General features: G+C 69.9%; 33 protein-coding genes. 25 read left to right on the top strand and 8 right to left on the bottom strand.

What is annotated here, in order from left to right:
* Nucleotides 1-35: 35 nt before the first annotated feature.
* The 5 genes from OO68_RS07710 to OO68_RS07695 are packed head-to-tail and all read left to right on the top strand — an operon-like array spanning nt 36 to nt 1474.
* Nucleotides 36-347, top strand: a complete 312-nt coding sequence (locus OO68_RS07710; RefSeq protein WP_033307369.1) for a hypothetical protein — start codon at nt 36-38, stop codon at nt 345-347.
* A complete protein-coding gene (locus OO68_RS07705) occupies nt 344-568 on the top strand; it encodes a hypothetical protein (RefSeq protein WP_033307368.1) in 225 nt (74 codons plus the stop codon). Before OO68_RS07710 ends, OO68_RS07705 begins: the two co-directional genes overlap by 4 nt.
* Nucleotides 565-1014, top strand: coding sequence for a hypothetical protein (locus OO68_RS07700; RefSeq protein ID WP_033307367.1), 450 nt, complete (start codon nt 565-567; stop codon nt 1012-1014). The genes OO68_RS07705 and OO68_RS07700 overlap by 4 nt, the downstream gene beginning before the upstream one ends.
* Nucleotides 1011-1136: a hypothetical protein gene (locus OO68_RS48260; RefSeq protein ID WP_280922471.1), complete on the top strand. Its 126-nt coding sequence runs from the start codon at nt 1011-1013 to the stop codon at nt 1134-1136. Before OO68_RS07700 ends, OO68_RS48260 begins: the two co-directional genes overlap by 4 nt.
* On the top strand, nt 1133-1474 hold the full coding sequence (locus tag OO68_RS07695; RefSeq protein WP_033307366.1) for a hypothetical protein: 342 nt from the start codon (nt 1133-1135) through the stop codon (nt 1472-1474). The genes OO68_RS48260 and OO68_RS07695 overlap by 4 nt, the downstream gene beginning before the upstream one ends.
* 134 nt (nt 1475-1608) lie before the next feature.
* Here OO68_RS07695 and OO68_RS07690 read toward each other — a convergent pair whose 3' ends face one another.
* Complete coding sequence (locus OO68_RS07690; protein WP_157852694.1) at nt 1609-1866, bottom strand: hypothetical protein; 258 nt, start codon at nt 1864-1866, stop codon at nt 1609-1611.
* Nucleotides 1867-1964: 98 nt separating this feature from the next.
* On the opposite strand from OO68_RS07690, the gene OO68_RS07685 reads away from it, so the two are divergent.
* Nucleotides 1965-2342 (top strand): hypothetical protein, encoded by a 378-nt coding sequence (locus OO68_RS07685; RefSeq protein WP_033307364.1) that lies wholly within the window; start codon nt 1965-1967, stop codon nt 2340-2342.
* Between the two features lie 3 nt (nt 2343-2345).
* Here OO68_RS07685 and OO68_RS07680 read toward each other — a convergent pair whose 3' ends face one another.
* From OO68_RS07680 to OO68_RS07670, 3 genes are all read right to left on the bottom strand, one after another.
* Nucleotides 2346-2552, bottom strand: coding sequence for a hypothetical protein (locus OO68_RS07680; protein WP_033307363.1), 207 nt, complete (start codon nt 2550-2552; stop codon nt 2346-2348).
* Between the two features lie 172 nt (nt 2553-2724).
* On the bottom strand, nt 2725-3195 hold the full coding sequence (locus OO68_RS07675) for a DUF6221 family protein (protein ID WP_033307362.1): 471 nt from the start codon (nt 3193-3195) through the stop codon (nt 2725-2727).
* Complete coding sequence (locus OO68_RS07670; protein WP_033307361.1) at nt 3188-3493, bottom strand: helix-turn-helix domain-containing protein; 306 nt, start codon at nt 3491-3493, stop codon at nt 3188-3190. The genes OO68_RS07675 and OO68_RS07670 overlap by 8 nt, the downstream gene beginning before the upstream one ends.
* A gap of 162 nt (nt 3494-3655) precedes the next feature.
* Between OO68_RS07670 and OO68_RS46205 the strand changes: the two genes are divergently transcribed.
* The 9 genes from OO68_RS46205 (at nt 3656) to OO68_RS43440 (ending at nt 8724) form a co-directional block, all read left to right on the top strand.
* Nucleotides 3656-3820 carry a hypothetical protein gene (locus OO68_RS46205; RefSeq protein WP_157852693.1) on the top strand — a complete coding sequence of 55 codons (165 nt, stop codon included), beginning with the start codon at nt 3656-3658 and terminating at the stop codon, nt 3818-3820.
* Nucleotides 3817-4131: a hypothetical protein gene (locus OO68_RS07665; RefSeq protein WP_033307360.1), complete on the top strand. Its 315-nt coding sequence runs from the start codon at nt 3817-3819 to the stop codon at nt 4129-4131. Before OO68_RS46205 ends, OO68_RS07665 begins: the two co-directional genes overlap by 4 nt.
* On the top strand, nt 4128-4280 hold the full coding sequence (locus OO68_RS46200; RefSeq protein ID WP_157852692.1) for a hypothetical protein: 153 nt from the start codon (nt 4128-4130) through the stop codon (nt 4278-4280). Before OO68_RS07665 ends, OO68_RS46200 begins: the two co-directional genes overlap by 4 nt.
* Nucleotides 4281-4363: 83 nt before the next feature.
* The gene (locus OO68_RS07660; protein WP_033307359.1) at nt 4364-4549 is read left to right on the top strand and encodes a hypothetical protein; all 186 of its coding nucleotides are present in this window, start codon (nt 4364-4366) and stop codon (nt 4547-4549) included.
* Nucleotides 4550-4597: 48 nt separating this feature from the next.
* A complete protein-coding gene (locus tag OO68_RS46195; RefSeq protein WP_157852691.1) occupies nt 4598-4771 on the top strand; it encodes a hypothetical protein in 174 nt (57 codons plus the stop codon).
* An 80-nt stretch (nt 4772-4851) separates the two neighbouring features.
* A complete protein-coding gene (locus OO68_RS07655) occupies nt 4852-5100 on the top strand; it encodes a hypothetical protein (RefSeq protein WP_033307358.1) in 249 nt (82 codons plus the stop codon).
* A gap of 14 nt (nt 5101-5114) precedes the next feature.
* Nucleotides 5115-6065 carry an MFS transporter gene (locus OO68_RS07650; protein ID WP_033307357.1) on the top strand — a complete coding sequence of 317 codons (951 nt, stop codon included), beginning with the start codon at nt 5115-5117 and terminating at the stop codon, nt 6063-6065.
* A 54-nt stretch (nt 6066-6119) separates the two neighbouring features.
* The gene (locus tag OO68_RS07645) at nt 6120-7877 is read left to right on the top strand and encodes an FtsK/SpoIIIE domain-containing protein (protein WP_033307356.1); all 1758 of its coding nucleotides are present in this window, start codon (nt 6120-6122) and stop codon (nt 7875-7877) included.
* Nucleotides 7878-8019: 142 nt separating this feature from the next.
* Nucleotides 8020-8724, top strand: coding sequence for a GIY-YIG nuclease family protein (locus OO68_RS43440; RefSeq protein WP_063739300.1), 705 nt, complete (start codon nt 8020-8022; stop codon nt 8722-8724).
* Between the two features lie 99 nt (nt 8725-8823).
* Here the strand turns inward: OO68_RS43440 and OO68_RS07630 are convergent, their stop codons facing one another.
* Nucleotides 8824-9003: a hypothetical protein gene (locus OO68_RS07630; protein WP_033307355.1), complete on the bottom strand. Its 180-nt coding sequence runs from the start codon at nt 9001-9003 to the stop codon at nt 8824-8826.
* Between the two features lie 139 nt (nt 9004-9142).
* Here OO68_RS07630 and OO68_RS47495 point away from each other — a divergent pair, with 139 nt between their 5' ends.
* Nucleotides 9143-9793: a hypothetical protein gene (locus tag OO68_RS47495; protein ID WP_033307354.1), complete on the top strand. Its 651-nt coding sequence runs from the start codon at nt 9143-9145 to the stop codon at nt 9791-9793.
* Between the two features lie 45 nt (nt 9794-9838).
* On the opposite strand, the gene OO68_RS07620 is transcribed toward OO68_RS47495, so the two are convergent.
* Genes OO68_RS07620 through OO68_RS07610 form a run of 3 tightly spaced genes read right to left on the bottom strand, consistent with a single transcriptional unit; the run spans nt 9839 to nt 10550 of the window.
* On the bottom strand, nt 9839-10018 hold the full coding sequence (locus OO68_RS07620) for a hypothetical protein (RefSeq protein WP_033307353.1): 180 nt from the start codon (nt 10016-10018) through the stop codon (nt 9839-9841).
* A complete protein-coding gene (locus OO68_RS07615) occupies nt 10015-10356 on the bottom strand; it encodes a hypothetical protein (protein WP_033307352.1) in 342 nt (113 codons plus the stop codon). Before OO68_RS07615 ends, OO68_RS07620 begins: the two co-directional genes overlap by 4 nt.
* The gene (locus OO68_RS07610; protein ID WP_033307351.1) at nt 10353-10550 is read right to left on the bottom strand and encodes a hypothetical protein; all 198 of its coding nucleotides are present in this window, start codon (nt 10548-10550) and stop codon (nt 10353-10355) included. Before OO68_RS07610 ends, OO68_RS07615 begins: the two co-directional genes overlap by 4 nt.
* A gap of 110 nt (nt 10551-10660) precedes the next feature.
* Between OO68_RS07610 and OO68_RS07605 the strand changes: the two genes are divergently transcribed.
* From OO68_RS07605 to OO68_RS42990, 9 genes are all read left to right on the top strand, one after another.
* Complete coding sequence (locus OO68_RS07605; RefSeq protein WP_033307350.1) at nt 10661-10999, top strand: hypothetical protein; 339 nt, start codon at nt 10661-10663, stop codon at nt 10997-10999.
* Nucleotides 11000-11017: 18 nt separating this feature from the next.
* Nucleotides 11018-11296, top strand: coding sequence for a hypothetical protein (locus tag OO68_RS07600; protein ID WP_033307349.1), 279 nt, complete (start codon nt 11018-11020; stop codon nt 11294-11296).
* Nucleotides 11286-11414, top strand: coding sequence for a hypothetical protein (locus OO68_RS48255; RefSeq protein WP_280922469.1), 129 nt, complete (start codon nt 11286-11288; stop codon nt 11412-11414). The genes OO68_RS07600 and OO68_RS48255 overlap by 11 nt, the downstream gene beginning before the upstream one ends.
* A gap of 44 nt (nt 11415-11458) precedes the next feature.
* Nucleotides 11459-11686, top strand: coding sequence for a hypothetical protein (locus OO68_RS07595; protein ID WP_033307348.1), 228 nt, complete (start codon nt 11459-11461; stop codon nt 11684-11686).
* Nucleotides 11687-11719: 33 nt separating this feature from the next.
* A complete protein-coding gene (locus OO68_RS07590; protein WP_033307347.1) occupies nt 11720-12040 on the top strand; it encodes a hypothetical protein in 321 nt (106 codons plus the stop codon).
* A gap of 164 nt (nt 12041-12204) precedes the next feature.
* Complete coding sequence (locus OO68_RS07585) at nt 12205-12783, top strand: hypothetical protein (protein WP_033307346.1); 579 nt, start codon at nt 12205-12207, stop codon at nt 12781-12783.
* On the top strand, nt 12764-14263 hold the full coding sequence (locus tag OO68_RS07580) for a hypothetical protein (protein ID WP_051814526.1): 1500 nt from the start codon (nt 12764-12766) through the stop codon (nt 14261-14263). Before OO68_RS07585 ends, OO68_RS07580 begins: the two co-directional genes overlap by 20 nt.
* Before the next feature lie 263 nt (nt 14264-14526).
* Nucleotides 14527-16008 (top strand): phage portal protein, encoded by a 1482-nt coding sequence (locus OO68_RS07575; protein WP_033307345.1) that lies wholly within the window; start codon nt 14527-14529, stop codon nt 16006-16008.
* Nucleotides 16005-17051: a head maturation protease, ClpP-related gene (locus OO68_RS42990; RefSeq protein WP_051814525.1), complete on the top strand. Its 1047-nt coding sequence runs from the start codon at nt 16005-16007 to the stop codon at nt 17049-17051. Before OO68_RS07575 ends, OO68_RS42990 begins: the two co-directional genes overlap by 4 nt.
* Nucleotides 17052-17061 lie beyond the last annotated feature (10 nt).

Genomic DNA, 17061 nt, shown 5'->3' with positions numbered 1-17061 from the left:
CGCACCCTCCGAAACCTCACCCGCAGGAGCAGACCATGACCTTCCACTACCGCGACACCAACGGCCAGCAGCTTGAAGTCACACCGGCCATCCACCTCCACGACGGGCAGCCCGCCGTCACGTTCTTCATCCCGCTCACCGCCACCAACCCGAACCAGGCCGGCCCCGTCCGCATCCCCCTCGACCACATCGAGGAACTCGTCGCCGGCCTCCGCGACACCGCCCGCCAAGCAGCAGCCGGCCCCAACCCGCAGCACCTCGGCAACAGCGCCAACGCCGAGGACTGCCCCGCCTGCTGGGGCACCAACCCGCCGTACCCGTTCCTCTGCCCCGGAGGCGCACCGTGATCCCGTACCTGATCCTCACCGCCGTGGTCTCCGGCAGCATCTGCTGGTGCGCCGGCCACCGCACCGCCCGCGTCCGCATCGTCTTCGTCGGCGGCACCGAGCAGCAAGACGCTGCCGCCGTCGACGCCGCACACCAGGAGTTCATCGCCGACACCCGCCGCCGCTTCGACGAGATGGTGGCCGGCCTCGACCTCGACATCCCCGACCAGGAGCAGCAGTGACCGAACGCATCCGCTTGGACGACCTCACCAGCGACCAACTCGCCCAGCTGTACGACCGGCTCGACGAACTCGCCGAGGTGTCCGCCACCCGAAAGCGCATCGCCCGACGCCGCCGCGACCAACTCGACCAAGCCGAGGCCGCCATCGCCCGCGCCCGCGCCCTTCATGCCCGTGTCCTCCGGATGGAGGCCCTCACCTGCGCCCACTGCGGCCAGGCATGGCCCTGCCCAACGGTCCGCGTCCTCGACGAGCCCGCGCCGGGCACGGCAACGACCCAAGCGGCCGACGGCACAACGGCCACCCGCGTCACCGCCCTCTACGAGCGGTGGGTGAAGGCCGGGCCCCCGCCGCTCGGCACGTCGGTCTCCCGCTGGTGGGACGCCCGGCTCGTCGAGTTGCACAACGTGATCGCGCCGCCCGCCAATCAGCCCGAGGAGCAGCCGTGATCCGTGACCCTGACGCCCTACGCGTCGTCTGGCTGTTCGGCCGCCCGTACTGGTGGGACCGGCTGGCTGACGGCCGCCTCACCCTCACACCCGCCAACTGGATCAAGGAGCCCACCGCATGAGCGTCTGCGCCACTTGCCGCCAGCCCGGTATCACCGTGTACGCCGAGCATCGCTGCCCCGGCCGGCGCCCCCTCGCCGTCGGCGACATCATCCATGGATCCGCACACGGCGCCTTCGGCCGCGACCACCACGACTGCGTCCGCATCGAAGCCGTCGGCCCCGACTGGATCGTCGCCCGCAACCCAGACGAGAAGTGGCGCGACCCCGCATTCGCGTCCGGCCGCCGCTCGCTCCTGCTGTGCCAGCAGGCCCGCGACGAACACGACCATGACGGGGAACCGTGCCCGTTCGAGGACGACGGGCCGCCGCTGACTACCTGGCAGCTCGGCCCGGCTTGACGGCCGTGGCATTCTGGCTTCGTCCGGTGGGGAGACGCTGGCGCGCGTAGAGCGCCCAGAGGCGATGGCTGGCCCACCACGGCACGATCGCCAACACCCGAGCGCCCCGCCGTGTGGGCGGGGCGCTCGCGCGTTCAGGGGTTGTACAGCGCCGTCTTCGGCCGGACGTCCTGCCCCGGAAACATCACGCGCAGCCGACGCTCCAACCGCATCTCCATCTCACGGGCAGCATCAGCGCCGGCCGCGTCCCCCGACCCGAGCAGGTGCGCGACGTAGTGCAGGGCCCGCGCCTCACCCTGCGTCAGCAGTGGCAGCAGCTCGCCCGGCTCGTCCATCAGCGCCGACAGTTCCTCGTCACCAGGTTCCATGCACTGGCAACGGGCAGCGGCCATCGAGGGCACGATGGCGTCCACCTGGCGCCGCGAGGTTCACCCGCTCCGCAACCGCGCGCCCAGCACTCGCGCCAGCCCGGCTCGGCTATCAACCTGCTGTGAACGAGACGTCGACAAACCTCACCCTCGCCCTGCAGCAGATCTACGGCCCGCGAGACTCCTGGCCGCTGTTCGTCGCGGCCGCGCACGCCCAACTCGCCATGCTGAAGGAACTGGCGCCCGACGTGTACGAACCCGCACTCTGCTGCGCCGTCGAAGCGATCTACAACGAGGCCGCCCAACCGACACGCTGGGACTTCCTCGGCTGGCAGCGACAGCGCACCTTCGAACGCCGCTTCGGTATCGAGCGTGACCCCGAGGTTGACCTTGCCTTCGCCGTCTGTCGGGGCCTGAGCGAGCTGCTCGGCCCGCAGCGATATCAGCGGATCATGAGCGCAGCTTGGGAAGCCAGCCGATTCGAGACGCCTGCTCGGTAACGATCAGTGCTCCCACACGTCCGGCCCGCCACCCCGCCACTCGATCAGCCGGGTGCGGCGCACGTACGCCTCGTCCACCTCGTCCAGGCCGGCGCGGCGCAGGAACTCGACGACATCCCGCAGCCCTGTCGCGAGCCCGAGGATCTCGCTGCCGGAGCGGACACGCCGGCCGCCCTGCTCATCGGGCGGGAACACGATCACCGTACGCATACGGTCAGCCTGCCGCAGCCCACTGACAGCGGCATCCTGGGGCGCCGTTTGACGGGCGTGCGATCCTGCTGATGCCGCCCGCTTCCGTCCCTGCTCTGGCGTCTCGGGCGGTGCTTGCACAGCACAACGCCCCGACCGGGTCACGACGGTCGGGGCGCAGCTGCGTCCGGGGCTATGGCCGCCACTCCTCGCGGTAGCCGGGCCGGTCGGCGTAGGGCAGGGCGAGCGCCTTGAGTGCCGCGCCGAAGCCGTTTCGATTGGCCGCCGCGATGAGCCTGTTGGCGGGGTCAGTGAAGTTGTCGACCACCGTCGCCGCCTTCACGTACATGTCAACGACTTGCCGCTTGGCGTCGATCTCGCGCAGCACCCGGGCCGGATCATGCTCGACCGCATGGCGCGCGATCTCCGGCTCATGAGCGCCACCCCCGCTCATCCCGCTGCCCACCAGCTCCACGGGGCCGAACCCGCCGACGTCCGGGGTCAGCGTTGTGATCTGCCAGTAGGTGCCGCCCTCGTCGGTGAAGGCGTTACCGAAGCGCCAGTTCGCCGCCCCGGGTACATCGCCAACCACCCTGATAGCCGCCCGCGCGATCCGCTCGTCCTCGTCCAGCTGGTCGCCCAGCCACCGCACCAGCTCATCCATCGCTCGGCTCCTCCGCCTTCGTCTTCGGCCGCGTCGTGCCCGACCCCTTGTAGCCACGGAACACGGCCTGCACCGTGCTCAGCTTGATATCGAGGCGCGCCGCGATCTTCCGGTACGACAAGCCCTCCTCGTCGTTCAGCCGACGAATCAGCTCGTCCCGCTCTTGCGACCACTCCTTGTTGCGCTCGGCCTGGGCAGCCATCACCTGACTCTTGGCCCTGACTCGCTGCTCCAAGTCCGCGATCTGCTCGATCGCGTCAAGGGCGTCGGCCACGCGGCGCACCTCCTCGTCGCTCATTCCGGCCCTTTCATTCGGTGGGCCGCTTGCCATGGACTGTAGGGGACCCCTACAGTCGGGAGCAAGCAGCCCGTGCTGCCCAACGAATAAGCCCCCGGCCCGGCGCTGCGAACGCCATATGGGCCGGGGGCGCCCACCTACAACCACGACGAAGAGGCAGGCATGCCCGAGCGTACCGATCAACCCCAAGGCCAGCCCACCCCCCACACGGCACGCGGCTGCAACCTGTGCGGCACCCTCCGCCACCCCGCGCAAGCCGCCCAAGGCCGCGCCCTCACCGAGCACCTCGCCGAGAACCCGTTCCCGCAGCAGGGAGCCGGCCAATGAGCGAGCAGCAGACCACAGCCGCGCAGTCGTGGCCCGAGGGCGTCATTGCCCGCTACCTGACCGTCGGCGGCGGGTTCGTCGACCTGACGCACCAGATGAACGTCCTGACCCCGCCCGAGCCATACGCGACGCTCGCCGCCTGCACCGGCTGCCCGTCGACCTCCGAGCACAACCACCACCGGATGGTCTGGGGCCTGACCAGCCAGTACGAGAAGCACCTTCCCGAGCTGGCCGACAGCGATGCGCGCGAATGGGCCCAGACCCACGCGGAGAAGTGCCGCGCCCTCCCCAGGCCGGAGGCGCAGCAATGAGCAGCGAACAGCCGGACCTCACCCCGCGCCCGAACCGGATCCTCGCCGAGCCGGCCACGCCGGAGAACTGCGCCGCCGACTACAAGCAGGCCGCCGACATCCGCAGCCGCCTCGGCTGGCACGAGCAAGGCGAACACCAGCACCGCTGACACCCCAGACCGCCGGGCGCGGTCGTCTACCCCCCCGTCCCGCGCCCGGCCCCAGCGATCATCCACCGTCCCGAGAGGAACCCATGTCCGACCGGATGAAGAACCAGGCGAAGAAGAACCGCGAGGCCGCAAAGGAACTCCGGAACCGCGGCAAGGAAGCCGCGGCGAAGCGCCTGGAGGACCGGGCCAGCGAGCTGGAGTCGGGCCGGGTCACGGACCAAACAGACACGATCCTGTCCGCCTGGTCCTGGGCCCGCGGCCGCCGCTGACCGGCCACCACTCAGCGGTCTGCCACCCCAACCCGAGAGGAGCCCGACATGGGCTGGAAGAAAGACCGAGCCGAGATCAAGCGCCTGATGGCCGCGCGCCCTGACCCCGACGGCAAGAACGGCTGCGACTCGCAGGAAGCGCACGCGGTCAACTCCGAGCTCGACCGCAAGCTGCGGCAGCAGCCGGCCTGGCGTCGCGCCCGCTTCCTCTACGAGGACTGACCGGTAGCCCTCGGCGCACGACACCGCGCGTGCGCCCTGGACATCCGGCCAGCCCTCCCGACCGCCACCCAGGAGCAGCCATGCGACGCCGCCCCGAACGACTCCTCACCCGCCTGTTCATCGCCGCCCTGATCGTCCTCGCTGGCATGCACCCCGAGGCCACCGCGCAACTCGCCCAGCTCGGTACCGCGCTGCTCCTCGGCATCGTCACCGGCGTCGCCCAGGCCGCCCAGCAGCAGCCCGAAGCCGCGCTCCTCACCGCCGGCGCCGTGTACATCGCGTATCAGATCCGCACCCACCGCCCCCGCGCCGCCCGAGCGCACGCCTAACCCGGAGACCCTCGATGCCCAGCCTGTTCCGCCGCCACCCGACCCGCACCGTCACCGAAACCGTCAACGGCGTCCCCGTCGACTACGACGTCCCCGACACCACCCCGCCCGCGCCGCGGCTGCCGTTCAACCTCGACTCCGCGCTCCGGAAGGCCCTGTTCGCCGCCGCAATCCTCATGACGATCGGCGCCATCGTATGGGGCACCGTCGCCATCGGCAGCATGCTCTCCCTCCTCGCCCCCGCCTGGGCCGCCTACCTCGTCGCCGGAGTGTTCGACGCCGGATGGGCCGCCTGCCTCATCGCCGAATGGCTCCTCCGCTACGACAGCAAGCGCGCCGAACTCCCGCGCAAGGCGGGACTCGCCATGCTCGCCGTGTCCGTCGCCGCGATCATCCTCCACGGACACCGCGACGACGCCCTCCTCGTCGGCATCGTCGGCGCCCTCGTCTCCGTCGCCGCCAAGGGCGTGTGGGCGATCGGCATGCACACCATCCGCATCAAGCTCGACCCCAAGTACGAGGCGTACCTCCGCGCCTTGCAGCAGCAGGCCGGCACCGAGATGGCCCTCGCCCTGGGGGAGCGGGACCGGCTCCTGTCCGAGGAACGCACGGTCGGTGTCCGGCTCGCGCTGGAGGCCCGCCGCCCCGCCGCCCCGCCCGTCGTCGAACCGGTGAACCGCCCCGCTGAGCGCCCGGCGGACCGACCCGAACCGGAGCCGGTTCAAGCCGCTGACCAGCCCGTGAACCAGATCGAGACCACGCCGGACCCCGTTCTCATCCAGGCCACCGGACGCGCCGTGGACCGCCCGGTCCGCCCCGAGGACCAAGTCGATGAACTGTTCCGCCGCCTCCGCAACGGCGACCACATCACCAAGAAGGGCGCCGCCACCATCCTCGGCGTCCCCGAGTCCACGGCCTACCGGCGACTCAAGGACGCCGAGTCCAAGCTCCACCAGTACCGCTGACCGCCGCCGGCCCCCGTCACTGCGGGGGCCGCCCCGTCTCGCCACGGAGCACCAGTGAAGATCAGTCGCGCCGACCTCGTCGCCACCTTCGCCGCGCCCAGCCTCGTCTCCGCCGCAGCCCTCGCCGCCGACTACCAGTACGGCATGGCCGCCGCAGCGGTAGAGCTCACCGCCGCCGTTGCCGCGGGCAGCCTGTCGCTCACCTCGTTCTCCAAGAAGTGGAGCAGCGCCTTGTCCTGGTCTGCCGGGGCGGCGTCGGGCGCTTTCACACAGGCCTGGGTCACCACTGCGGTGGGCGGTGGCGCTTCGGTCTATGCGTGGCTCGTCGCCGTCGGCGCGACCGCCGCGGCCCGGGTCGTGTACCGGCACCACACCCGGCACGACGCGATCAAGCTGGACATGGAGGCTGCGAAGCTCCAGACGGTGCTCATCCGGCAGCAGATGGCCCACCACGCCCTCGTCCAGCGGACCATGCCCGAACCGGTCCAGCAGGGGCCGAACCTGGCCGGGCGGACCGTGGAAGAGACCCGCCTGCGGACCGTGGTCCACGAACTGTTCCAGGCCGAACTGCCGGGCTGCACCGTGGAACGGACCAAGACCGGATGGACCGCGGTCCTCGACCTCCCCGTGAACCTGGACCGGGCCAAGCTCAAGTCCGCCTGGGACCGCGTCGCCTCCGGCATGGGCGTGGCCGGGGAGTTCATGCTGGAAGACGGCGCGCTCACGAACCAGCTCATCGCCCGGTTCATCGACGGCGACCCCCTCAGCGCGGTGATCCCTTACGAGCGGACCACAGGCGCCCGGTTCACCGACCCGGTTCTCCTCGGCGTGGACCGGTTCCTGAGCCCGGTCTGGCTGGACCTGGCCTACAACCACACGTTGGTCGCCGGTTCGTCCAAGTTCGGCAAGTCCACCCTGGTCCGGTCCATCGCAGTCCAGCTCGCGGACCGCCCGGACACCGTCCTGTACGGCATCGACCTCAAGCCCGGCGCCCCCGAGCTCACCCCCATGCTGCCGCTCCTTCAGGACCTCGCCGCCACGCCCGAGCAGGCCCATGCCCTCCTCGACTGGCTGCGGGAGGAACTCGACGAGCGCGGCGAGATCCTCGCGGCCGCGGGTGATCAGGAGTGGGACCCCGCCAAGCACGGACGGCCGGCGATCTGGGTCATCGAGGACGAGCTCGCCGAGCTGGTGCGGCAGGGCGACGACGGGCCGTGGAAGAAGACCCCCGCGTCGAAGAAGCAGGAGTCCCTCCTCGCGCTGATGCGGTTCGCCGGCATGCACTTCCTGTCCGCCACCCAGCAGCCCTCTCGGAAGGTGTTCGGCGGCACCACCGACGCCCGCGGTAACTACGCGAACCGGCTGTCCACCCGCATGAACGACGCGGACCACCGCCGGTTCATCTTCGGCAACACCCCAGGTTGGGAGCCTGGACGGCTGGACCAGCCCGGCAAGTTCCTGCTCCAGTCGCCGGTCCACCAGGTGCCGACACCGTACAAGGGCATGTGGCTGACGGGGGATGAGTTCAAGGCTGAGGTGGCGCGGATCGGGGCGACGACGGTGCGGGCGCCGGTGGGGAAGCGGCTGATCCTGCCGGTGCAGGGCGCTTCGTACCAGGAGCGGGTGCGGAACGCGCTCACGAAGTACGGCAACGCCACCCGCCGCGAGCTGGAGCAGGCGACGGGCCTGGAGGAGCGGCAGGTACTGAAGGCCATCGAAGGGCTCAAGCCGGAGGTGGAGCGCACGGACGCCGGCACGTGGCGTCTGGTGCCCGTGGAGGCCTGGGAAGCGCAGGCGGTATCCGTCTCCTAGCGTCAAAAGCGCTGGTCGAAGCCCCTACACGCGAGTCCCCTGCCGGGTCCCCTAGCGGCGTGGAAGCCCTCCCCTCACACGGAGGCGAGGGACCCAGTAAGGGACCCACATCCATCGACTACGTTCGTTGCGAGAGAAGGAAATGACCACCGAGAGTTCAAGCCACGTGCTCCGCTACTTCGAGCACGACCGTCTACCGGCCAGCCTCCGCTGGATCAGCGTCTCCTTCCGGGAGCTGGCCCAGGACATGGCCCGCCGCCTGCCCGACGATCCGGAGCTTGCGGCGGGACTGCGTAAGCTCCTGGAAGCGAGGGACTGTGCTGTCAGGGCGTCCTGGGGGACTGCCGCGGATGGACAGACGAGCGCTTCTCCATTCGATGTGCCTGACGGTCCTGTGGGCGACGAGGTGGTAAACGTCAGCAGCCTCTTGAACGGGAAGACGCACGCGCCCGTCGTCTACTTCCTCCGCAACGGCACTCGCGTCAAGATCGGTACGACACAGAACTTGCGCCGGCGTATCGACGTGCTGGCGCTGCGGCCAGACGACCTGGTCCGCGTTGAGCACGGTGGTCAGCAGCATGAGCAGGCACTCCACGCGCGGTTCACGGCTCACAGAGTCAGCAACACGGAGTGGTTCGAGCTACGCGGTGAGCTGGCGGACTACGTGGCGCGTCGGTCGACCAGGCAGGAGCGCATACGCAACGCCCTCTCCCACTATGGGGAGATGCGGCGCCGGGATCTCCAGGCCCTCACCGGACTCACTGAGAAGCAAGTCCTGAGCGGGCTGGCCGCCTTGAAGCCAGACGTGGAGCGCACCCCCCAGGGCATCTGGCGCTTGACGTCCTGACCGAGTTGACTGCGCTGCGACACTGAGAATCGCGTCAGGCACCGCGCACCAGGCCCCACCGCATTCCCCCCAGGGCGGTGGGGCCTTCGCACGCCCGGGCTACCGGTCGGCCGGCTCCTTCGCCCGGGCCGCAGGGCTCGGTACGGCGCGGGCCATCCACCGGTTGTCCGCGAGGTGCCGCGGCATCATGACGGGCAGCATGCCCGCGTCGACGAGGAGCGCGAGGCCCTCGGAGCATTCCTCTTCGCTGTCGGCCTGGACGCCGTACCTGATCGCCATGCCCGCAGTGTCGCTGTTACCGGCAGGGTGGGGCTACCGGTTCGGGTGGATTCGGGTCACAGAACGGCGACAGCGCCTTCACGGGTCGTTCACGTCGGCGCATCATGCACCCCAGCACACAACGCCACCTGGGGGGACCATGAGCACGCCCACGCCGCCGCAGCCCGACTTCCCGCCGCCGCTCCCGCCCGAGCCGCCGAAGCCCGCGAAGTCCCGCACCAACGCGATCATCATTGGGGCCGCTGCCGCCGTCATCGCCGCGATCGTCGCCACCGGCATCGTCGTCGCCAACTCCCGCGACGACGGCAGCCCGGCCGCCGAAGCGTCCGCGCCAGCCGACCCCACCGTCACCGCCGCCGCTGACGAGCCGGAGCCTGAACCGTCGGACACCGAGCCGGAGATCATGGGGCTGACGGACGGCGTGGCCTACGAGGACGGCGTCGAGGTCACCCTGTCCGGCTACAAGCGGGGCGTCTCCTCGGAGTACGCGTCACCGGAGTCCACGCCGTATGTGTCGTTCACCGTGAAGATCGACAACAAGTCCGACAAGGTTGCGGACATCGCCACCGGCTACATCTCGTGCTACTACGGCGACGACTCGAAGGAAGGCGAGCAGGTCTTCGACTCGGACCGCGGGCTGGAGGGCGTGCCGTCGATGCGGCTGCGCCCGGGCCGGACCGCGACGGCGAAGGTGGGCTGCGAGATGCCGAAGGACGAGGTGTACTTGCAGATCGAGTTGACGCCGACGATGGACTCCGAGACGGCGATCTTCGCAGGCAGCGTCAAGTAGCCAGACGTAGATCGGCCCCGCACCGGATTCCGGGCGGGGCCTTCGTCATGCGGTGGGTTCCTCGTCCGGGTGGCCAGGCTCGGGTGGGTAGTCGACGCAGTCCTTCGTGTGCCGGACCGCGACGGTCGTGCCATCCGCGCGGCCGACGGTGATGCGGACGTCCTGAGTCTGCGCGGTGGCGTGGCAGTGCGGGCAGTCGATCTCACCCTCGGGCGGCTGGCTCACGTGGGCTCCTCGTCCGGGCGCACCGGGCCCGCGCTGACGGGCGGATACGCATCGAAGGCGCAGTTCGGTTCGCGGCCGTCGATCTCCTCGAACCCCACGCCCAGCGGCTCCAGCACGTCCATGAGCTTGCTCGCGAGGGCCTGCGCTTCGCCCCACTGCTCGTACTTGTCCTGGCCCGTGAAGCGCGCCGTCACTGTCACGCGAGCCGCGCCCGGGGCGCTGCTGGCTTCGACGGCGAACCCGGTGGTCTCGAAGTACTCGCCGGGGCGCAGGCTCGGCAGGGCGGTGTATCCAGCTGCCGCGAGTTGCTGGGTGACCCAGGCGGCTGCCTCGCTCATGCGGTCTTCTCCTCGCTGCTCGCCGGGCGCTCCGGCAGGTCGGCCCCGGGTCGGCCAACGAACCACTCCCATAGCTCTCGTGTGACCTTGCTGCGGTCGCTACCTGCGGTCTTCGCGGCGCGGTCGAGGTCGATCCAGAGGGCGTCGTCGACGCCTCGGATGCCTCGGAGCTTCTCCTTGTGCTGGTTGGCCATGGCCCAATCCTCTCAGGGTGGTTGACCACCTGTCCAGGGTATGCCATATTAGAGGTGGTTAACCACCCGTGAGTAGGGCGGGAGGGAGCCGCAATCGAGGGGGACCCAAGATGATCGCCACGAACCGCACCCGCCGCGCCACCCTCAAGGCCCGCACCCGCACCCAGCGCGCCGCCGCCAAGATCCGCCGCCAAGGCGCCGCCACCCTGGCGACCCACTGCGTGGCCGCCGGCCTCGGCGTGAAGGAGGCCCGCACCGTCGCCTCCTCCCTCCGCAAGAACGCCGTCAAGGCCGGCGCCGTCGGCACGGCCAGCGTCTCCTACACCAAGGGCCGCGCCCGCCAGTGCACCCGCTACACCCCGGCCGAGGTCGCCGCGATCGCCGTCATCTACCGCCCCCGCAAGCCCGCCTACCGCGTCGCCGCCGCCCGCCTCGCCCTCGCCGCCTGACCAGATCGGAGAACCACCGTGACCGCAGCCGACCAGATCCGCGCCCGCCTCGACGCTCTCGCCGCCCAAGAGGCCGCCAACCCGTCCCCGGTCTGGGCGCCCATCGACCACCCCGGTCCGTGCCGACCGCCGTTCCTCGCGCGCGCCCGGGACTGCGACTGCTCCCGCTGCTGCGCCGCCGCGCCCCACGAGCCGGGCTGCTCCCAGCTCGACCAGCCGCAGTGCACCTGCCCCGACGACGCCGAGTACCACCTGGACGACTGCCCCGAGGTTGAAGGAGAGACCGATGACCGCTGAGTTCACCGCCGAGGAGATCCGCCTGTGCCACGAGGCGACGGAGTTCGACCACCAGTGCCGCGTGTGCACCACCGTGGACGAGCGGCCCGACGAGGCGATCCCCGGCACCGACTACTGACCCCCGCCGTACCCTCAACTCACCGCCACCGAAAGGCACACCTCATGCCGTACCGTCTGATCGTCACTCGCCCGAACGGCTCGCAGGCCCACTCCAGCGCCGAGCCCCTGCCGACCCGCCACGCCGTCGCGCTGTCGGCACTGAAGGTGCTCGCCGCTCAGAACGTCGCCTTCGGCCGTGCGGGGCTGGCCTTCGGTCGTCAGCTTCGGGAGGTCCCCCTCGGCGAGACCCTGACGCACGCGGGATACAGCTTCCGCACCGAGCAGTTCTGACCCGTAACCCACCGCCACCGAAAGGAACCCGCCGTGACCGGCATGCCCTCTCGCTTCAACGCCACACCTGCCGAGATCGACGCCTACCTCCGAACGATCCTCGCCGAGGACACCTACCTTCGTTTCCAGCAGGCCATCGGCGAGCACGCGTTGGCCGAGGCCGTCGAGGACGCAGGTACCGTCCGGGCGTCGGCAGACAACGACGGGCTCTACAACAACGACTGGCGCGAGGGCTGGGACGACGCGATCGAGCGCGTGGACCCGGACCGGAACGGACCGTGCCCGGTGAAGTTGATCGAGTTCCCCACCGCCGCGCCTCGCCCCAAGCCGACGTTCCCCGGCGGCGGCTTCTGACCCACACCCCGCACGCATACGGAGGCCCGCCTCAACCCCGACGCCCTCGGGGGAGGCGGGCCTCCGTCATGCGTGCCCACCACAGGAGCCGCCACCCCGGTTGCACGCATCGTTACCATCAAAGCACGCCATCCAGTAACGAGACGAGCAGGAGGGGGACCGCCGTGACCGCCAACGAGCAGAACCCCGACAGACACAAGCGCGCCCCCGGCGACCGCAACCGCGACCGCCAAGCCCGCAACGGCAAAGGCCACTATCAAGGCGACATCTACGCCGACGAGAAAGCCGCCAACGCCGCCCGCTACTACGCCGAACACCCCGGCATCACCTACCAGCAGTTGGCCGAAGCCACCGGCTACACCAACCGCGGCGACGCCTGGCGCGCCGTCCAGAAAGCCCGCAAGGCCGCACTCCAGCAGGCCGGCGCCGAGCTCATCGCGACCGAGGCCGCGCAGCTCGACGACCTGTTCGTGTCCGCGATGGAGATCCTGGAGCGGGACCACGTCATGGTGTCCCATGGCCGCGTCGTGAAGGACGACACTGGCGCGCCGATCTTCGACGACGGCCCCAGGCTCGCCGCGGTGCGCGAGATGCGGCAGATCCGCGAGTCCTACCGCAAGCTGTTCGGCCTCGACGCCCCCTCCCGAGTCAGCGTCGACGCCGAGAAGCTCGGCCAGGAGATCACCAAGCTCCTCGACGCGGCCACGCAGCCCGAGGACACCGGTGACGACCCCGACGCGTGACCAGGTCGAGCAGCAGATCGCAGAACTCGTGCGGGCCGGTGACACCAAGGCACTCAAGCAGATCCGCGACCAGCTGCAACGGAAGGTGGACCGCCGCAACCTGAAGCAGCGCACGCGTCTCTATCAGGACAACCCGGTCGGCTGGGTGCAGGAGCGCCTCGGGCAGGTGGTGTGGTCGAAGCAGCGCGAAATCATGCTCAGCGTGCGCGACAACCGCCGTACCGCCGTGCGCTCCTGCCACGGCGTCGGCAAGTCTCACACCGCTTCCCTCGTCGCGTCGTGGTGGCTCGACACCCACCCGCCCGGCGAGGCGTTCGTCGTCACCTCCGCGCCCACCTTCGCTCAGGTCCGCGCGATCCTCTGGCGGTACATCCGCCGTGTCCACCGGCGGGGCGAACTCGCCGGCCGCGTCAACCAGACCGAGTGGCACATGGAGGATGAGCTTGTCGCGTTCGGCCGGAAGCCCGCCGATCATGACGAGTCCGCGTTCCAGGGCATCCACGCCCGGTACGTCCTCGTCATCCTCGACGAGGCGTGCGGCATCCCCGGGCAGTTGTGGGTGGCGGCGGACGCGCTGACGACGAACACGGACTGCCGGATCCTTGCGATCGGCAACCCCGACAACCCGGCGTCCCACTTCCGGAAGGTGTGCCAGCCCGGGAGTAACTGGCACGTCATCGGCATCAGTGCCTTCGAGTCCCCCAACCTCACCGGCGAGCAAGTCCCCGAAGACGTGGCGCAGGCCCTCGTCTCCCGCGGCTGGGTCGAGGAGAAGGCCACCGAATGGGGCGAGGACAACCCGCTCTACAAGTCCAAGGTGCTCGGCGAGTTCAGCGAGGACGCCCCCAACAAGGTCGTACGCGCCTCCGACATCGCCAAGTGCCGCATCGACCCCGAGACCAAGCCGACCGACGCCGACCTCGAACCCGTCGAGCTCGGCGTGGACGTCGGCGGCGGCGGAGACGAAACCGTCATCCGCGAACGCCGCGGCCGGCGCGCCGGCAGGGAGTGGCGGGCGCACACGGACCGGCCGGAGAAGATCGCGCCGCTCGTGCTCACGGCCATCAAGGAGTCGGGGGCGACCGCGGTGAAGGTCGACTCCATCGGGATTGGCTTCGGCGTGATCGGCGAACTGCGGAACCTCGCCGGCCAGGGGAAGCACTCGGCGCAGATCGTCGGTGTGAACGTCGGCGAGAAGTCGTCCCAGCCGGACAAGTTCAAGAACCTGCGCGCGGAGATCTGGTGGGAGATCGGCCGCGGCCTGTCCGAGCGGCAGGGCTGGGACCTGTCCGTCATGGACAACGCCGACAGCACGGTGGCGCAGCTGCTGGAGCCGCTGTGGGAGGTCGACGCGCAGGGGCGGATCTTCGTCGAGCCGAAGGACGAGATCCGGAAGCGGCTCGGCCGTAGCCCGGACAACGCGGACGCTCTGCTGCTGGCGTTCTACAGCGGGGCACGAACCCGGGTGCGCTGGTTGTGAGACTGTCGTGAACCTACAAGCCGCCGCCGATGGGACGAGGTTGTCGTGAAGAAGACGAACGCCCAGATCAGGGCACGTGTACACAGGTGGAGGCAGGCTCTGAATAGGAGTATGCCGATCCTGCTTGACATGACTGGGATCATTCTGTTGTCGAGTGCCGCCATGGTGTGGCACCTGATCGCTGGTCTCGTCGCCGCCGGTGTCGGCTGCTTCGTCCTGAACTGGCGGGTCTACGGCGGCACCTGACGTGTGAGGAGGGGTAGGTGGCCAGAACCCTCCTCGGCGCGCTCTCCAACGCCGCGCGCACGGCCACCACCACGCCCGTCCCCTTCGCCTCCCGCGCTGCGAGCTACAGCCGCGGTCTCTTCGGCAGCAACCGCAGCGCCGAGGGCCAGATGCGCGCCATGTCCGCCGTCTCCACGCTGTTCGCGATCGTCGACCGCACCAGCAACGCCACAGCCCTCGTCGACTGGAAGCTCTACCGCAAGGCCAAGAGCGGCCGCGACGAGGACCGCGTCGAGGTCACCAGCCACGCCGCGCTCGACCTGTGGAACACGCCCAACCCCTTCATGCCGCGGCAGGAGTTCGTCGAGTCCTCCACCCAGCACTACGACCTCACCGGCGAAACCTGGTGGGTCATCGCCCGCCATCCCGGCGTGAACATCCCGCTGGAAATGTGGCCCGTCCGGCCCGACCGCATGGCCCCGGTGCCCGACCCCGAGCACTTCCTGAAGGGCTACGTCTACACGTCGCCCGACGGCGAGCAGATACCGCTGGAACTGGACGAGGTCATCCAGCTGCGCCGACCGAACCCGCTCGACCCGTACCGCGGGCTGTCGCCGGTGCTGTCGATCCTCCCCGATCTGGACACCTCCCGGTATGCGGCTGAGTGGTCGCGTGCGTTCTTCCTCAACAGCGCGCAGCCGGGCGGGATTATCGAGGTTCCGCAGCCCCTGTCGGACGACCAGTTCGACGAGCTGCGTGAGCGCTGGGCGGAGCAGCACAAGGGCGTCGGTAACGCGCACAAGGTCGCGATCCTGGAGCACGGCAAGTGGGTCGACCGCACCATCTCCCAGCGGGACATGCAGTTCGTGGAGCTGCGCGGCGCGACCGCTGACCGCGTGCGTGAGGCCTACGGCATCTCGAAGAGCGCCATCGGTGACTTCGAGGACATCAACCGCGCCAGCGCGTTGGCGGCGAAGGCGTGGTTCGCGGAGCAGCAGACCATCCCGCGCCTGGAGCGCATCAAGGCCGCGCTGAACTTCGAGCTGCTGCCCATGTTCGGCGCGACCGCTGCCGGCCTGGAGTTCGACTACTGCGACCCCGTCCCCCCGGACCCGGAGACCGAAGCCGCGACGCTCACCGCCCGCGCTGAGGCCGCCGCAGCGCTGCGCACCGCTGGGTGGGAGCCGGCAGGGGTCCTGTCTGCGGTGGGCCTGCCGGAGATTCCGTACACGGGCGCGCCGGCGGCGGTGGCTCCGGCTGCGGACGCGTGGTCGGAGACGGTCGCTGGGCTTCTCGGCGAGGACTTCGAGAACGCGCAGCGGTGGGTGGTCGTGGCTCACGACGACGACAACACGTGTGAGCCGTGCCGGGACAACGCGGGCCGGACGTACAAGAACCGCGCGCAGGCCTACAAGGACTACCCGGGCGGCTCTGGCTACGTGAAGTGCGTCGGAGCGGAGTACGGCAACGAGTGCCGCTGCCGCGTGGTGAAGCGGGGACGCAAGGGAGAGGGCTCATGAGCCGCATGCAGGGCTTCGCGCTGCCCGCCGACGTCACGTCGGTCATCGCGAGCGCACGCGCCAAGACGGCAGCACTGCGAGCGCAAGTCGGCGCCGAAGATCGCCGCTGGTACCGCATCAGCAACGCAGCCAGTGACGAGGCGGAACTGCTGCTCTACGACGAGATCGGCGGGTACTTCGGCACCTACGCGGAGGACTTCGACGCCGAGCTGAAGGCGATCACCGCTCCGAAGCTCACGGTCCGTGTTAACAGCCCTGGTGGCAGCGTCACGGAGGGAATTGCCATCGCTTCCGCGCTGCGCGCCCACCCGGCTGAGATCACCGTTCGTGTGGACGGGATCGCAGCGTCGATTGCCTCGGTGATCGCGATGGCTGGTGACCGGGTGGCGATGATGCCCGGCTCGATGATCATGGTGCATGAAGCCTCGGGGCTCTGCCTGGGGGATTCCCGGGACATGATCAAGATGGGCCAAGTCCTGGATGTGATCTCGGAGAACATCGCCGAGATGTACGCCGCCAAGTCCGGCGCCCCCGCCGACGAATGGCGGGCCAAGATGCTCGAAGAGACTTGGCTACGCGCCGAGGAAGCCGTCGAGCAGGGCCTCGCAGACGAGGTCGTTCAGCCGAAGAAGCCGCAGCAGGGCGACAGCGAGCCTGAGATGCGCAAGGCGTTCGACTTCGCCGCGTATGGCTACCAGGGCCCGCGCCGCGACGAGCCGAAGGCCGAGGCCGACCAGTCCGCGGCCACCCTCACCGAGGACATCCGCAGCCTGATCGGCGAGGAGATCGCCGCGCAGCTCGCCGCCGCCGTCGCCCCGCCCGCCGAGGGCACCACGCCGGTCGAGCCGGTCGCCGAGACCACGCCCGTCGAACCCGCCCCCGAGCCGGCCGTCGAGCCGGAGCCGGAGGCGGCTGCCGCCGAACCCGTAGACGAGTGGGCGGCGCTGACTGCTCACCTCACCCAGGACGAGCCCGACGCGTGGTCGGTGCTGGTCTCCAACCTCACCACCACGGCGTCGTCCAGCGCGGCGACGGAAGCCTGAAGGAGGCACC

Origin of the sequence: Streptomyces iakyrus (assembly GCF_000717055.1) — a bacterium.
Lineage (GTDB): Bacteria > Actinomycetota > Actinomycetes > Streptomycetales > Streptomycetaceae > Streptomyces > Streptomyces iakyrus.
The sequence above is the reverse complement of the archived record's forward strand: the minus strand, read 5'-3'. Positions and strand labels throughout refer to the sequence as shown.

What these genes read in the sequence shown, in the direction of transcription:
- OO68_RS07710 (WP_033307369.1), top strand. Translation starts at nt 36, where the DNA reads ATGACCTTCCACTACCGCGACACCAACGGCCAGCAGCTTGAAGTCACA.
- OO68_RS07695 (WP_033307366.1), top strand. Translation starts at nt 1,133, where the DNA reads ATGAGCGTCTGCGCCACTTGCCGCCAGCCCGGTATCACCGTGTACGCC.
- OO68_RS07690 (WP_157852694.1), bottom strand. Translation starts at nt 1,866, where the DNA reads ATGGCCGCTGCCCGTTGCCAGTGCATGGAACCTGGTGACGAGGAACTG.
- OO68_RS07680 (WP_033307363.1), bottom strand. Translation starts at nt 2,552, where the DNA reads ATGCGTACGGTGATCGTGTTCCCGCCCGATGAGCAGGGCGGCCGGCGT.
- OO68_RS07675 (WP_033307362.1), bottom strand. Translation starts at nt 3,195, where the DNA reads ATGGATGAGCTGGTGCGGTGGCTGGGCGACCAGCTGGACGAGGACGAG.
- OO68_RS07670 (WP_033307361.1), bottom strand. Translation starts at nt 3,493, where the DNA reads ATGAGCGACGAGGAGGTGCGCCGCGTGGCCGACGCCCTTGACGCGATC.
- OO68_RS46205 (WP_157852693.1), top strand. Translation starts at nt 3,656, where the DNA reads ATGCCCGAGCGTACCGATCAACCCCAAGGCCAGCCCACCCCCCACACG.
- OO68_RS07665 (WP_033307360.1), top strand. Translation starts at nt 3,817, where the DNA reads ATGAGCGAGCAGCAGACCACAGCCGCGCAGTCGTGGCCCGAGGGCGTC.
- OO68_RS46200 (WP_157852692.1), top strand. Translation starts at nt 4,128, where the DNA reads ATGAGCAGCGAACAGCCGGACCTCACCCCGCGCCCGAACCGGATCCTC.
- OO68_RS07660 (WP_033307359.1), top strand. Translation starts at nt 4,364, where the DNA reads ATGTCCGACCGGATGAAGAACCAGGCGAAGAAGAACCGCGAGGCCGCA.
- OO68_RS46195 (WP_157852691.1), top strand. Translation starts at nt 4,598, where the DNA reads ATGGGCTGGAAGAAAGACCGAGCCGAGATCAAGCGCCTGATGGCCGCG.
- OO68_RS07655 (WP_033307358.1), top strand. Translation starts at nt 4,852, where the DNA reads ATGCGACGCCGCCCCGAACGACTCCTCACCCGCCTGTTCATCGCCGCC.
- OO68_RS07650 (WP_033307357.1), top strand. Translation starts at nt 5,115, where the DNA reads ATGCCCAGCCTGTTCCGCCGCCACCCGACCCGCACCGTCACCGAAACC.
- OO68_RS43440 (WP_063739300.1), top strand. Translation starts at nt 8,020, where the DNA reads ATGACCACCGAGAGTTCAAGCCACGTGCTCCGCTACTTCGAGCACGAC.
- OO68_RS07630 (WP_033307355.1), bottom strand. Translation starts at nt 9,003, where the DNA reads ATGGCGATCAGGTACGGCGTCCAGGCCGACAGCGAAGAGGAATGCTCC.
- OO68_RS47495 (WP_033307354.1), top strand. Translation starts at nt 9,143, where the DNA reads ATGAGCACGCCCACGCCGCCGCAGCCCGACTTCCCGCCGCCGCTCCCG.
- OO68_RS07615 (WP_033307352.1), bottom strand. Translation starts at nt 10,356, where the DNA reads ATGAGCGAGGCAGCCGCCTGGGTCACCCAGCAACTCGCGGCAGCTGGA.
- OO68_RS07610 (WP_033307351.1), bottom strand. Translation starts at nt 10,550, where the DNA reads ATGGCCAACCAGCACAAGGAGAAGCTCCGAGGCATCCGAGGCGTCGAC.
- OO68_RS07605 (WP_033307350.1), top strand. Translation starts at nt 10,661, where the DNA reads ATGATCGCCACGAACCGCACCCGCCGCGCCACCCTCAAGGCCCGCACC.
- OO68_RS48255 (WP_280922469.1), top strand. Translation starts at nt 11,286, where the DNA reads ATGACCGCTGAGTTCACCGCCGAGGAGATCCGCCTGTGCCACGAGGCG.
- OO68_RS07595 (WP_033307348.1), top strand. Translation starts at nt 11,459, where the DNA reads ATGCCGTACCGTCTGATCGTCACTCGCCCGAACGGCTCGCAGGCCCAC.
- OO68_RS42990 (WP_051814525.1), top strand. Translation starts at nt 16,005, where the DNA reads ATGAGCCGCATGCAGGGCTTCGCGCTGCCCGCCGACGTCACGTCGGTC.